Source organism: Cognataquiflexum nitidum (genome assembly GCF_022538055.1).
GTDB lineage: Bacteria > Bacteroidota > Bacteroidia > Cytophagales > Cyclobacteriaceae > Cognataquiflexum > Cognataquiflexum nitidum.
In genome coordinates, this window is the sequence record NZ_JAKZAM010000035.1 from 1 (window position 1) to 15,447 (window position 15,447).

Sequence of the window (15,447 nt, forward strand, 5' to 3'; positions counted from 1 at the left end):
CGACACCTTGATCAAAAAGTCAGAAAATGTCCTCCAAAACCTCACTCATATAGCTAAATTACAACCTGAGTAGTTACAGTAAAATAAATCAATAAATAAATGAATAATTATAAGTTAGCCTAAAGAATAAAAGAAATAATAAAACTATATATTATTAAATAAATATTTATATAAGTCAAATAGTTAAATTTTTTAGCGGTTTAATTTTATTTTTATTTCCCTCTAATAATCAGATAGGTTTTCTCAATTGTTGATAGCGTAATTTTATTGAAAGTAATTTCGTATATTAGAAATGTCTTTTTATTTGAATTAATATGTATTTCATGATCTAAAAAAGACAAAATTTTGTCTTTAAAAGAGTGGAGCCACATTTTATCCAAATCTTAATTTCAAAAATGAATTTTAACTCTTCAATCTTAAAACCTCTTTACGATGCGGACATTATTCCAATTCAGCAACATGCTGATGATAGTATTGTTGCTAACGGCAAATTTTTCTCTTGCCCAAACTGTTAGGCTTGAACAGGGCCAAAACGGGGGAGTGAACCAAAATCCAGTAAGTCCTGTAAATTGGGCAACAGGAAATTCAAATAACAGCAACAGCCATTTCTTCGAGGGCCAATCGATTCCCTATCGGCTTACCATTTCCAAAGTACGTACAGGTTTCAAGGGTGTTGTTGAAATAGAATGGGATACCCGAATCAATGGAAAAAGTGCAATTGATTACATCACCGGATTTGATAGGATTTGCGAAGTTGTGGAACCTGTTTCCGGGTTTCCATTTGGTTCCAATGCATATCAATATGTTCCAATACCTGTACCGGGATCAGGAAATGTTTTGCCGGCAACTAGCTTCAACCAATTACCTGAAGTGGAGAGAAGTTTGGCTATTCATGGTGGAACATTCGGAGCAGTCAGTTATTCAATCCAACAAAGTCCTACTTCAACGAGCGCCATAACCCGCTTAAGGATAGCTTTTACTGCTACGGGATCTTTTTCGGGAACCAATAATTCGGTTGTCATTGCTTGGGGAGGGCATATTGCTAGTGCTGAAGACTGGGGTCAGGGAAATTCAGCGTCTAGTATCAGTGGTTCACCTTACCATACTCGGGTAGTTTCTCTGAATGGCAAATCAGTGGGAAGTCAAGACAGGTCTGTACAAGCTGCCTCTACCGCCATAGATTTGGACCCGGATTGCAACATCACAGGTGATGTGGAGGTTTGTGCAGGAAGTTCAGCTACTTATGCTGTAGCAGGTGGCGCTGATAACTATTTTTGGTCAGTTTCAGGCGGGAAAATTACCTCAGGCCAGGGGACAAATGTAATATCTGTCGATTGGACAACTTCGGGTTCTGTTTCCCTTGATATCAGTAACCAAGGTTCCTGCGGTCCAACTCAATGTAGCCTAGATATTGCTTTAGTTACGCCACCATCGTTGGAGGTTATTGATGGAATTCTTTGTAGCACAGAAAATGGTGGCAATACTGCGATTGCCAATTTATTCGATTATGCCTCAGTCAGCTTTGGGGAAATGATTTTCAAACGTAACGGAAACACCGTCGAAACTCCTGAGGATATCATAGTTACTGATGGCGATTTGATAGATGTCACTGCAGCAGGTGGATGTGGTAGCACAAAAACATTTAAAATGACCGTCAATGACCGTCAAATTTTTGGTATTTGTTCGCAAGGAAAAGTCTATGAGCCTATTGGATCTGAATTAAAGGCCCTTTTTGAAATTTTCAAGCAAGGTCAAACAGTTGAATCTAATGAGGTATTTTATATCAGTGGTGAGGAGGTGCTTGTCGAAGTCATTTACGTAAAGGATGAATTTAATAGAGCAAAAACAATTTTGGATAGCTTAGGTTTTCTTACCCCAACAGAGGAAGTACTCAAGCAAGACCCGAATTCGGTGATCATTGCAGGATTTATTCCAATAGGAAAATTATTGGATTTAAACCGCTTTCCTTCAGCTATTAACTCTGTCCGTCCGGCAATTCCGGGTGTTCCCAATAAAGGTGCTACCACTACGCAAGGAGATCGGGTCATGCGGTCCAATCTAGTAAGAGCAGGATATGTCCATAAGGAAGGAGACCAAGCTATTGACGGAACGGGAATTAGGATTGGTCTTCTTTCTGACAGCTATGCAACACGGAATGATGCCGGAGTCAACACCTTGGCAACAGATATATCCAATGGTGATCTGCCTGCTACTGATAGTCTTTATTTTTACAGGGATTTGCCAAGTCGATTTGGAATTGGTACTGACGAAGGGCGTGCGATGCTACAGATTGTGCATGACGTAGCCCCCGGTGCCAAGCTTGGTTTTAGGACAGGTGTGGTTACAGCTGGAGATTTTGCACAAGGCATTCGCGACTTGGCTGCTGCAGGAAGTGATATTATTGTGGACGATATCACCTATGTAACCGAGCCTTTCTTTAGTGATGGAAAGGTGGCAAAGGCTGTGAATGAAGTTGCTGCAAACGGTGTTTCTTATTTCACTTCAGCAGGAAATTTTGGTACCAAATCTTTTGAAGGGGTATTTAATCCTGTCCAAGATCCCTCTGTAAGCTTGCCTCTTAATGACGGAGAATGGACCGATGGAGGCCGCATTCATCAATTTGCTGATGGAAAAATCACCCAGACCATCAAAGTATACCCTGGTCAAAATGGCCCCGCAGTTTACATGATCGCGCTCCAATGGGATGATCCTTTGTATTCTATTGACGGAGTTGGTAGTTTATATGATCTTGATATTTACCTCAAAGATTTTGGTGCTCCTCTTTTTGGGTTTAACAGAAATAACGCGAATGGAGATCCTATTGAAATTCTTTCATTCACCATCACAGCTCCAACTACTGTTGATCTTTTGATTTCACGTGAATGTCAGAGTTGTACCGACTTGGATACCAATAGGGGAATTAAGTTTAAATATGTGGTTTTCAGAGGTGAACTGGATCCAAATGACCCGAATGGTATAGAGTCGTCAACGATTGTAGGTCATGCCAATGCAACAGGAGCGATGACTGTAGGAGCCGTGCTTTATGCCAATACATCAGTTTTTGGATTTAATCCATCCCTCGTACCCATAGGGACAGATCCATTTACTGTTGCCAATTTTTCTTCAAGAGGAGGAACAATCACCAATGGGACTCTTCGTGACAAGCCTGATTTTACCGGGCCGAATGGTGGAAATACCACGGTCAATTTTGGTGCACCGGATTTGGAAGGGGATAATTTCCCAAACTTCTTTGGTACATCTGCAGCAGCGCCACATGCAGCCGCAATTGCCGCATTGGTCAAGCAGGCACGACTGAAGTATTATCCTACCACCAATCCAACCGGTTGGTTGGGTGAACCTGGCTCAAGTTTGCCGGCTGATATCAGGAGAGTATTAAAATCTACTGCACAAGACATGCATGACACTGGATTTGATATAAAATCAGGCTCAGGTCTAGTTCGTGCCGATAGGGCATTACTTTCCCTTGCCACGCCAAATCCTGATAACATAGAACTTGTATATGATGAGGGAATTAATCTCGGTGAAGTTGAGTTCAAATTGAAGATTACAGGAACTAACTTGTACGAAGGTTCCAATGTGTATTTAAGAGACGAACTTTTAAAAGCAACTTACGGGCTAGACGAATTTGGAACCGGATTTTTGGAAGTTACGATTCCTGAATTTGAAGGAAATCCAGGCCTCACGGTAGTTAACAATGCTATATCAGATAGTGGACTCGACGGTGGAATAGCCGGTCCGGTTTATTTCTTTGACATTGTTAAAAAAACCATTGCGATAAGGGCAGATGACCAAACCAAAAAATATGCTCAAATTGTAGAACCACTTACTGCAAAGGTTTACGAAAGGATGGACAACAATTGGGTGCCGAGTACGCTGACACTTGAAGAAGTTGGGCTTACCCTAAATCCCGATACCCAAAATGGTTCTTTGGTTCCTTTGACCCTTTCGAGTCCTATTAGTGGTGACATGGCAGAAGTGGGATCTTATATAATCACTGCTTCACATCCTCAAACCGGCTTCGCTTTCTCTGACTTTTTTAATTATGTTGGAGTCATACAGGAAGGTGGGGATCTTTTCTATGATGGTTTAAGTAATGCTTTTGGAAATTATGGTCCCGGAATCATCACCGTGGAATCTTTGCCGATTACTATCAAGCCTGTAGACCTTACGGGTGAGTTTGCATTGAAATATGGCGAATCTATCAGCGATGCTTTGAAATTTGATGTAATTATTCCTCAAGATTTAATAGAATTGGATGGCAAAGTCAAAATAGATGATGCGCAAGCCCTCAAGGATGCTGTTCTTACTCAATACTTAACCGAACTTGCACTTGCCAAACAACCTAATGACAACAGTTTACCTTTGGGAATTTTTAATGGAAGAACCATACTGAACAAGGCAAGTTTTATCAACAAAAGCTTTATGGTAAGTGCCCGAACTATGCTAAATGGACGGGTAATTATCAATGCGCGCTCTCTACTCAATAGCAGACCGATCATCAATTCAGCATTTGATGTCCCCGTGGCTTCTTTCCTGGATTATCTGGAGGATGCTGAAAACCAAGAGCTTAAAACTGTAAGTATCAATGGCAGGCCGATGATCAATGCACGGACAATGGTCAATGCACGAACCATTGTAAATGGAAGGGTTATAATCAACGGACGTGTGATTATAAATGCCCGAACAATACTTAACGGACAAACCATCGTAAACTCAAGGACAATTGTCAATAGCGGAGGTGGTGAATTAGAGGACGAGGAAGGCAATATATTGGTGATTTTTGGTGAGAAAGACCTGGAATTGGCAGAAGAAGTTGAAAAAGATGGAATCAAATATTATGATTTCGGTGAAGAGGTTGTCGAAAATGATTACGATTTCAACCTTGAATTTTTCTCAGTAAATATGGTAACCGGGACTGATATAGGGGAGCATTTTATTATCCCCGGGACTTTTGAATCAAGAAATTTCAGCATTGGATATCTCCCCGCGGACTTAACCATAACACCTGCTGCCCTCACCGCTAAAACCTCTTCCAATCCGGATTTGATTGAGTTTGGGGAGGCTGCACCTGAATTAGCTACTGAATTCAGTGGATTTGAAGTCAGTACCAGCTTTCTTGATTCTGACGGAATTGAAGTAATTCAAGAGGATAATCAGGTGTCAATAATCGAATCCATTGATTATTCATTATTGAGAGATGGGATGCCTTTCCCAAACAGCGGGATAATTGCAGCTGGAATTTATGAAATTGATCCTACGATAAGCCTTTTTGAACCTTCCAATTACTCCCTTGGCAGCATTACAAAAGGTCAGTTGACAGTAGGAAAAGCAACGCCAACAGTATCTGTTAAGGGAGGTTTGTTTGAGTTTGACGGGGAGCCTGTTGAAGCCGTTGCTTTTGCCTTTGGTGTAGGGGGTATAGAAGATAACCTTGACCAAAACTTAATTACAATCGAATATGAAGGCACAGGCGAAACAAATTATGGACCAACACCTTCAGCCCCGGTTTTGCCGGGTACTTACAAGGTGATTGCAACCTTTGAGGGCAATGAAAATTACATCCCTGCAAGTTCAGAATATGCCTCTTTGGTAATTGTGGGTTGTGTCAATCAAGCGCCAAGTATGGGTGAATTCAAAACTGCAAAAGGCAGTGGCAATACCTCAAATCCTGCCACCATAAGCAGGCCCGATAATACCAAAAAAGGGGATTTGTTAGTCGTAGGGTTGATGTTTGAAAAAGGTCGAGCACCGTCCGTGACTCCTCAAGACCCTGGTTGGATTGAAATACAACGTGTAAATCAACTGAACCAAGTAGCAATGGTCACATATTACAAAGTAGCGACTGACAATGAGCCTAATACCTATGGATTTAGAATCAGTCAAAGTCCGAAATGGACAATTGGGATATCAAGGGTAAGTGGGGCTGACATTCATCATCCTGACGGCCCAATAGTTTCATTTAGCGGAGCATCTGGCGCACAGTCATTGATTGCCATTGCACCGTCCTTGACTACAGTTGATTGCAATACCATGGTTATGCTATTCTATACCAATAAGAAAAATGCAACTTGGACCGCACCTGTCGGAACTATTGAGGTATATGATGATCCCAATAATCAACAAGGTCTGACTTCAAATATGATGTCTTTCTATATTCAAAGTGAACCTGGCAGTACGGGTGATTTAGCGGCTATAGCATCGATGAGTGAACATTGGGTAGCCCAGGCAATTGCAATTCGGCCACTCCTAACCAAGCTTCCTTCCGCAAGAACCCAAGCTCCTTCGAGTGGTACGATCTCCGAATTATCTGTTTCGGAAGGGATTTCAACCCTTCAGCAGGACGTAACATCAGGAGATTTGATCGCTTATCCTAATCCTGTAAAAGACAGAATAAATCTCAGCCTCAGGGGTCTTGTCGAAGAACAACCTCAGGAGTCTTCGTTGGTTGTTTTGGATGCTATGGGAAGAATCCACCATTTGCCGCAGGTTTGGTACGGAGTAGAAAGCCGATTGGAATTGGATTTCTCACAAATGCCCGTGGGCTTCTATGTCATCAATATCAATACTATAGAAGGTGTCAAATCCATCCGTGTGATCAAACACAATCAGTGATTGTTTAAGCCTTGGAACAGCGAAAAAGAATGGAATGTCTCTTCCATTCTTTTTTGTTTTTCTTCTGGTCTGTCATTTGGGAAGAAGGGTAGAGAAGGCTTTATTTGATATTTTTCAGGGTGATAGCCAAATCCCTGTTTTTGGGATAATCTTGGGTAGCTTGAAACAAAAGCTCCTTAAAAGGGCAAATTATTTTGAACATTGTGCCATCATGGTAGATCCTTAGGAAAGAATGGTAGCTTAAAAAAAGATGGTGAAGAACGCATCAATCTTATTTACTTATCCTGTTTGTTATCAGTAAAAGTTGACTGAAAAAATTAGGTGAATTCTATTAGGCTTGATATTTTATGTCTTCCAATTTTTGCAAAAAAATAAGTGCTTTGCTCGAAAGAATCGAAAATGATTTCTTGAGAATTATACTCAAATTAGGGAATAAAGAGTTTGACTGGGTCAGTCTTTGGTTTTTTAATGGTAAAACTTAAGCAATGATTGGTTAGAAAACACCAAGTAAAAATGGGAAATGGTCCAAAAGGGTTTTCCTAAAAATATGCACTGTGTGGATTATAAAAAGTATTGCTTGGTTGAGACATTCTTTTTAAAGACTATTTTAACTGCCGAATTATTTTAGATGAAATAAGTGTTGTTTTTTGGCTAATAAAGTGCAATTTTTAAATGAAAGAGAATCAAAATATGGAATTTCCCCAATCTGGTAAACGGTATTCTCGCAAGTATATGAATCGATATATGACTATTTTTAGGTGCACAATCTTTTCTACTTTATTGATATTTACCGTTGTAAATAGAGGCTTATCTCAGTCTGAACTAGCCGATAGTTTATTAGAGGCTACATCAAAACTTAATGATGACAGCACAAAAGTTTCCCATTATTTGGAATTGGGGTTGGAATATTTAGACTCAGATATCAAAAAAGCCATTTATTATTTTGATGAAGCCATCCTTATAGGAAGTAAAATTGACTTTAAAAAAGGCCTTGCAAATGCATATAACGCCAAAGGTAGGGCATCCGCCAAACAAGGTAATTTCCAAGATGCCATTTTGAATTTTCAAGAATCACTGAAGCATTTCCATGATATCAATGACAAAACTGGCGAGGCCAATATCTTGAGTAACCTGGGATCAATTTACTATATGTTGGGAAACAGTACCAAAGCATTGGAACTGCATTTTCAATCACTCAAACTTTCTGAAGAACTTAATAACAAACTTAGAATAGGAACTTCTCTTAATAATATAGGGACAGTTTACCTTAAAAATAGGGATACTATCAATGAATCTTTGACTTTTTTCAAAAAATCACTTGAGGTATTCCAAGGAATTCAAGAGAAACAAGGAATGGCTACTGCGGCCATGAATATTGGTGAAGTGTATTTTCTGGATTTAAAGTATGATTCAGCCATATATTTTCATGAAATGGCATTGGGACTTTGTGACGGTACACTTGATGCCACCTTTCCATTAACCCAATTGGGAGAGATAAATGCTGAACTAGGTAATTTCCAAAAAGCATTTGGATTCCATAGGCGTGCCTTGGAAATTTCGGAAAGGTTGGATGCCAAATTTGAATTGACTCAAGGTCTTCTAGGCTTAGCAAAAACTCAAGGAAAAAAAGGGGATTTTGAAAATGCTATCAATACTTTAGAAAAAGCAAAACTCTTGGCCCATGAAATTGAGGCCAAAAATGAATTGGTAGATGTGTATTTAAATTTAGCGGAAATAAATGCATTTACAGGGGATTTTAAGGCTGCTTATGAAAATGAATTAAATGCCAAATCAGTAAAGGAAGAAATTGCAAGGTCAAGCACCGAAAAAATGATCCAACAACTTCAATTTGAATTTGAACTGGATAAAAAAGAAGCGGAAATCATACTTCTCCAAAAAGACACCGAATTGAAAAATGCTGCGGTTTTCAACCAAAGGATAATCATCTTTACCTCATTGGGGGGATTGTTGATGTTTATCATCATCAGTATTTCACTTTTCAAAAACAACCTCAGCAAGCAAAAAGCAAATCACTTGCTTCAGGTTCAAAAGGAAGAAATCCATGCCCAACGAGAGAAAGTTGAATCTGCATATGACCAACTGAAATCCGCCCAAGCCCAACTCATACAATCTGAAAAAATGGCTTCACTAGGAGAATTGACAGCGGGTGTGGCACACGAAATACAAAACCCGCTGAATTTTGTGAATAATTTTTCAGAAGTCAGCAGTGAATTGATAGATGAAATAGAACAGGAAAGGGCAAAGGACAGAGAAAATAGAGATGAAGCACTAGTATCTGAAATACTGATTGATCTCAAAAGCAATATTGACAAAATCACACATCATGGCAAGCGTGCAGATGCCATCGTGAAAGGGATGCTTGCACATAGCCGTACAAGTTCTGGAGAAAAAGAACTGACAGATATCAATGCCTTGTGTGACGAATACCTTAGGATGTCTTACCATGGCATCATGGCCAAAGACAAAACATTTAATGGGGAAATTGTCACGGTATTAGATCCTAACCTACCAAAAGTCAATGTCATTCCCCAAAATATCGGTAGGGTGCTTTTTAATATGATCAACAATGCCTTTCAGGCCTGTGCAGAACGGAAGGCACAACTTTCTCAAAATTCTAATCCCGATGGCTATCCGGAGGAAAGCTTCCAGCCCTTAGTCACCGTCTCCACCTCCCCTCTAGAGAGCCTGTCCCGAGATATAGGGAGGAGCAGAGGGATAGAGATTTCTATCAAAGACAACGGTCCCGGCATTCCAGACTCCATCAAAGACAAAATCTTCCAACCTTTCTTCACCACCAAGCCTACAGGGCAGGGTACAGGTTTGGGATTGAGCTTGAGTTATGATATAGTGAAGGCACATGGAGGGGAGATAAACGTCGTATCCAAATGTGTAGATGACCTTATCGAAGGACAGTCAGGTACAACGTTCTTGATCACCCTACCTTTGACATAATATAGCTGTCTTTGCAGGGTATTGGATAGGAACTTTTTTATCTAATGTTGAAAAAATTTCTAGGGAGATTTAAATTTTTTCACTCTTTGATTTTGATTTGATAATTCAAGAGATGCCCTGTTCTTTAGATTTTTACCTCCCTGTTGTTTGATCCCCGTAGGCATCATTTGGCGGAAGCCTATTTTGGTAATTATTCAAGAAAAAATATTCAAAAACAAAATATTGACCACTTAAAAAATAAGTCTTTGGTACATTTTAACTTACTTATATTTTAAACACGGTTTTATACTACTTTACACAGTTATAATTTAATGTTTGAAATTTTGGATTCGAAATTTAACCACAACTCACATAATCGTGCCATACTTATTCGCCTTTTTGGTGAACTTGATGAAGAATTGTTGACTCAGATTCTAGAAAAAGGAAAAGTCTTAGAACTAGATACCGGGGCATTTCTTTTCAATCAAGGGGATCTCGAGAATTCACTTTACATAGTACTTTCAGGGAGATTTCGGGCCCTTGCACAACAGAAAGACGGGACCTTGCATGCACTTGGAGATATTGGAGAAGGGGAACCGATAGGTGAATTTGCGCTGTTTATGGCAGAACCAAGATCCGCTTCAGTGGTTGCGATTCGGAAGTCGGTGGTCTTGGAACTCAAGGAAAATGAATACCATAAAATAGTTTCAAGCTATCCTGCTTTCTCAACCAAATTGACCCGATTTGTGGTCAATAGGCTGAGGAGGAATAGTTTACAAAAGCACCTTGAGACATCTGCCAAAAATATTGCAGTGATCAATCTTCAATCTGAAAACGATATCTCAGAATATACTGAAGCTATCAAAGCACAGTTTGAATCGCTGAATGTGAGCATTCAGATATTAGACCATGATTCCCATGCCAATCTGGAATTACAAACCATGTATGATACACTTGAACAGCATGAAGGTTTAAATTTTTTGGTAAGTAGTAATGAGGATTTGGCTTGGTCCCATCAATGTATCATCTATGCTGATTTGATTGTAATGGCAACGGACTTTTATGCGGATAGCAGTCTACAAGAGATAGAAAAGCAATTGGATTTATATTCCAACAATATTCTCAATAAGAAAATTTACCTTCTTTTGCTGCATCCTGAAGACGCTAAATTTCCCGAAAATACTAGAAGATGGTTTGAAAATAGGAAAATAGACCTTCATATTCATTACCGCAAAAATTATGGACCGGATATCCGTCGCTTTGCAAGGATTCTTGCCAACAAGGCACGGGGTCTGGTTTTGGGTGGAGGTGGGGCAAAGGGCTTTGCCCACCTTGGCGCTATTAAGACATTATATGAGGAAGGATTGGAAATAGACTTCTTGGGGGGTACAAGCGCCGGAGCGCTGTATGGGTTGACTGCTTCATTTGTGGATTTTGACAGAAAAAAAATAGATTACTACAGCAAAGAATCTGCAGAAAGTAAACTCACATCCAATGATTTTACTATTCCAATTATATCCATCATGTCAGGAAAAAAAATGAATAATTATGTCAAAAAGATGCTTGGTGGCGCATATCTGGAAGACTTTTGGGTGGGTAGCTATTGTGTTTCTACCAATTATTCAACCTCTAGTATCAAGGTTCATGAAAGAGGGCCTGCATATAAACAAATTGAAGCAAGCATAGCAATCCCCGGAATATATCCTCCTGTAGTCATTGACAGACAACTCTATGTAGATGGGGGAGTGGTAGACAATCTTCCTATAGAAACCATGTACAACTACCCTGTTGAGCATATCATTGCCATTTCCCTCAGTCAACTTCGGACCCAAGAAGTGGATTTTGACGAAACGCCTTCTGCATCAAAACTCATCTGGAGTAAAATCACCGGTAAGAAAAGATACAGATTACCCGGTATCAGCTCCATTCTGGTCAATTCCCTGACCCTAAATAGCCGCCAAAAGCAAGAAATGACAAAATCGGGTGTTGCGATATACCTAGAGATGGAACTCAAAGGAATAGGTATGCTTGATGACAGCAAGTGGAAAGAAATAGTCAAAAAGGGCCATGATCAGATGAAAACTGCCTTGAAAAATTTACCGGAGGAAAAGAAATTTTGGTAAACCAAAGACCATTGAAACTTCCGATTGGATCATCAAAATTCTGCCCTCAAATATTTATCCCAATCAGAAAAAATTGTAAAAAGAAAGTCTTGTTGCGCGATTTAATTCAGAGGCTTTAGTGGCAGATAAAATGATATTGAGGGACATTTAAAAATCTTCACTAAAAACCGTATTTTAGAATTTCTGTTTTGTTTTGATCTATTTCGTATAAAATCCCTCTTGCCTGTTTTATGATCTTTGAAAGTATAGTTTCTATTTTTATCCTCAACTACCTCCGAAAGAATGTAGAGAAAAACCAGGATTTTGCAAAATGGCAAAAACTGCTCAAAATTGGGATTGGCATAGGTGCTTCCCTGATTTTTCTTGATGTCATCCACTTTTTACCTGATACCCTGATTTCTATTTTGACTACTCTGCTGTTTGCGGCAGTGGCTTATCTTGCTTACAAGGTTCCGGAATTTTCTAAAGGAAAGCCTTTGGTTTATGCCATTCTTCCCTACATGGTCATTTCATCTTCAGGTCAATTGATCGATATTGTCGGGACAGATTTTTTTGAGAAAATTGAAAATTACTTCGAAGCCGCTAAGTTTTTTGCACTGATATGGGCTGTTTCGATCTGGTGGAGTGGCAGGAAGCAGAAAAAAGCTTTGGAAATCGAAAGACTAAAAGCCTTAGAAAAAGAAAGGGAATATGAAATCACCCAAAAACTCAAAGCTGAGCTTGAGGTACAGGTAAATGTACGCACCGCAGAACTTACCCACCAAAAAGAGGAGTTGGAAACCGCCCTCAATGAGCTAAAATCTACGCAGTCCCAACTCATTCAGGCAGAAAAGATGGCCTCCCTCGGAGAACTGACAGCCGGTATCGCCCACGAAATTCAAAATCCGCTGAATTTTGTAAATAACTTTTCGGAGGTCAGTGAAGAGCTACTTCAGGAACTTCAGGAGGAGTTAGATAAGGGGGATTTGGAGGAAGCGAAAGTCATTTCTCAGGATGTCATCGAAAACCTTAAAAAAATCCATCACCATGGCAAGCGGGCGGACAGCATTGTCAAGGGCATGTTGGCCCATAGCCGTTTGAGTTCAGGAGAAAAAGTACCCACTGACATCAACGAATTGGCAGACGAGTTTCTGAGATTGTCCTACCATGGATTGCGTGCCAAAGACAAGAGCTTCAACGCGGACTATAAAACCGACTTTGCCCCGGATCTTCCACAAGTCAATGTGGTCTCCCAGGATATAGGAAGGGTGCTTCTCAACCTGATCAACAATGCTTTTCAGGCCTGTGCAGAACGCAAGGGACAACTTCCCCAAAGTCCCAATCCCGATGGCTATCGGGAGGAAAGCTTCCAACCCTTAGTCCATGTTTCCACCAAAAACCTTGGCAACAAAATAGAGATATCTGTCAAAGACAACGGTTCCGGCATCCCCGATTCCATCAAAGACAAAATCTTCCAGCCTTTCTTCACCACCAAACCCACCGGACAAGGAACAGGTTTGGGACTGAGTCTAAGCTATGATATCGTCAAGGCACATGGAGGAGAGATAAGGGTGAAAAGTAGGGAAGGTGAGGGAACAGAATTTACCATTCAACTGCCTCTTGTCTGAACCACTGTTGTAATGGATTAATTGATTACAAAAAAATAGAGAATAAAAAAGACAATAGATCTAAAATACAAAGACATCACATAGAAAATCATAAAGGCTTCATTGGAGGTTCATGAGTTTTTAGGTAAAACCTTCCTGCTGGATAACAGGGTTTTTAGAAGCTTATTTATCAAAGGACTTTGGCTTGGGAGCTCTAAAAGGCTGGGTTATCCTACGCTAGAGAAATAGACAGGAAATATTCAATAAAGACATGAAGGAACCGATCGGAGCTGGAAGAGCAGATTTTTTGTGGAAAAAAAGGTATTGGTTGAATTGAAAGTGGTCATTCAATTTGGAGATGTTCATCTAGCCAAAGTAATGAATTACTTCAAAGCATTCAGATTGGGGGTTGCGTCATTAATAAATTTTGGAAGCAAGAGCCTAACCTTTAAACGACTTGTTTTATGATAACAAAATCCCTGAAATCCAATAATCCGTACCGATCCCTGCCTGTCCGGCAAGTGTGCTTTAGATGATTTATGATATTGTAGGTGCGCAAGGAGTAAAGATTAGGCTGAGGAGTAGGGAAGCCCGCTTGGATGACCCTTTGGGAGTGGGCTATGGTGCTGAATTTAATGTTATTCTACCGGTAACTTGATCATTCAACTTTCATCTACTGCATTTTACTTTTTAATTTTTTTATGTATAATTTTTTCCCACAAACCGTGTAAAACCCGGACTGATAATCCAATTCAACGGCTCCCTCACAGCAGACTGGTGCGGACTATCTGCAGTGGTCTATGAACTGATTACCCTCAGTTTAGATCTTTATTTTTGAGCAATCGGTAAAGTAACGGAATGATCATTTTCTTTATATGTGTATCCTTTTTATTGCACCTAGCCAAACAATTAATGGTGGGAGAAAGATTAGCGGGCTGCGTGGATAATAGAACGCAGTCCTTGGACGAGTATCCGCATCCGATAAAGCCCATTCAAGCTTAATGTTGAAAATTGGGTATATACATATTTTTTTGTTTGGATTACCATTTTTAATTTTTTGTGACTTGAATAGTAAAAAATTATCCAACTGATTGGTATTTATCACTATTTTCTTATTTTGGGATAAAATATGATTTTGACCGGTAGTAAAACAAAAAAAATTCCCATACCCAACAATAAAATAGAATGGATTTAGGTTTAGCACTTCTTCATTTCCGAAAAAGCTTCTTCGGACTACTGATTATTTTGTTTTTTTCTCCCATTATTCTTCCCGCCCAGTCCATTTTCGAGCAGATCGGAAGGCTGCCAGTTACTACCTATTCCGCCGAGGAGTATGGCGGGGATCCCGCAGTATGGGCTGCGATACAGAGTGAGGAGGGATTGATGTTCTTTGGAACCAGCTATGGCCTACACGAATATGATGGGGTGTCTTGGCGTTCAATTTTTGATCGAAATAATCCTTTTGGGATCCGAGCATTAGCTAAAGATGCGACAGGCAGGGTCTTTTATGCAGGACAGGATTTTGGCTATCTGAAAGTTGATGCAAAAGGAGAAACCAAGGCAGTTTCCCTTCTAAATCTGATTCCGGAAGAGATTCGGTCAGGAATAAGTATTTTTTCAATCAATTTTTTGGACAAATTTCTATTCCTCCAAACCCGGGATAATATAATTCGATTTGAGTTAGCGGAGGATTATTCTCTGAAATCCCTGAAGACTTGGCCTGCAGAGACCACTTTCAGTTATGCTTTTGTGCAGGGATCCGATTTTTTTATTCATCAGAATGAGAGGGGTCTATTCCAATTAATTGGGGAGGAGATCAGGCTTGTTTCGGGTACAGAAATTTTGGGAAAGGACCGATTCAGGATTATGCTGCCTTATCCAAGTGAAGGAGGGAAGACATTTCTATTTGGAGGAGCCTCAACAGGGTTTTACCTTTTTGATGGCACATCGGTTAGCAAGTTTTCATCAGAGGTGGACCAACTTCTCAAAGAAGGTTCCGGAATATTATACCACGCACTTCCTTATGAGGGTAATTATATCCTTTCTTTTTCAGGAGGAGGGATAGTCATCATGAGTCCCCAAGGGAAAATACTCAACAGAATCGGAACAGCCCAAGGTTTATCCTCTGATAATGTCAGGAGTGTTTACCTTGA

At 39.9% G+C, this 15,447-nt stretch carries 6 protein-coding genes and 1 pseudogene; all 7 read left to right on the forward strand.

The genetic code is table 11. The features are described 5' to 3' along the window. Positions 1-432: 432 nt before the first annotated feature. The 7 genes and pseudogenes from MMU07_RS18755 (at position 433) to MMU07_RS21745 (ending at position 13,952) form a co-directional block, all read left to right on the forward strand. Positions 433-6,633 (forward strand): S8 family serine peptidase, encoded by a 6,201-nt coding sequence (locus tag MMU07_RS18755; protein ID WP_241128142.1) that lies wholly within the window; start codon positions 433-435, stop codon positions 6,631-6,633. 34 nt (positions 6,634-6,667) lie between these two features. After that, positions 6,668-6,859, forward strand: coding sequence for a hypothetical protein (locus MMU07_RS18760; protein WP_241128143.1), 192 nt, complete (start codon positions 6,668-6,670; stop codon positions 6,857-6,859). Positions 6,860-7,413: 554 nt separating this feature from the next. Further along, positions 7,414-9,606, forward strand: coding sequence for a tetratricopeptide repeat-containing sensor histidine kinase (locus tag MMU07_RS18765; protein WP_241128144.1), 2,193 nt, complete (start codon positions 7,414-7,416; stop codon positions 9,604-9,606). Positions 9,607-9,929: 323 nt separating this feature from the next. Continuing rightward, positions 9,930-11,708: a patatin-like phospholipase family protein gene (locus tag MMU07_RS18770; protein WP_241128145.1), complete on the forward strand. Its 1,779-nt coding sequence runs from the start codon at positions 9,930-9,932 to the stop codon at positions 11,706-11,708. A 230-nt stretch (positions 11,709-11,938) separates the two neighbouring features. Continuing rightward, positions 11,939-13,315 (forward strand): sensor histidine kinase, encoded by a 1,377-nt coding sequence (locus MMU07_RS18775; protein WP_241128146.1) that lies wholly within the window; start codon positions 11,939-11,941, stop codon positions 13,313-13,315. A gap of 276 nt (positions 13,316-13,591) precedes the next feature. After that, positions 13,592-13,762: pseudogene (locus MMU07_RS18780) on the forward strand (GxxExxY protein); the annotation flags it as partial. Positions 13,763-13,826: 64 nt separating this feature from the next. Further along, on the forward strand, positions 13,827-13,952 hold the full coding sequence (locus tag MMU07_RS21745; RefSeq protein WP_255737739.1) for a hypothetical protein: 126 nt from the start codon (positions 13,827-13,829) through the stop codon (positions 13,950-13,952). Positions 13,953-15,447: the final 1,495 nt, after the last annotated feature.

Coding starts and splice junctions, on each gene's coding strand:
- MMU07_RS18775 (WP_241128146.1), top strand. CDS start 11,939: ATGATCTTTGAAAGTATAGTTTCTATTTTTATCCTCAACTACCTCCGA.
- MMU07_RS18760 (WP_241128143.1), top strand. CDS start 6,668: ATGTCTCTTCCATTCTTTTTTGTTTTTCTTCTGGTCTGTCATTTGGGA.
- MMU07_RS18755 (WP_241128142.1), top strand. CDS start 433: ATGCGGACATTATTCCAATTCAGCAACATGCTGATGATAGTATTGTTG.
- MMU07_RS21745 (WP_255737739.1), top strand. CDS start 13,827: ATGATTTATGATATTGTAGGTGCGCAAGGAGTAAAGATTAGGCTGAGG.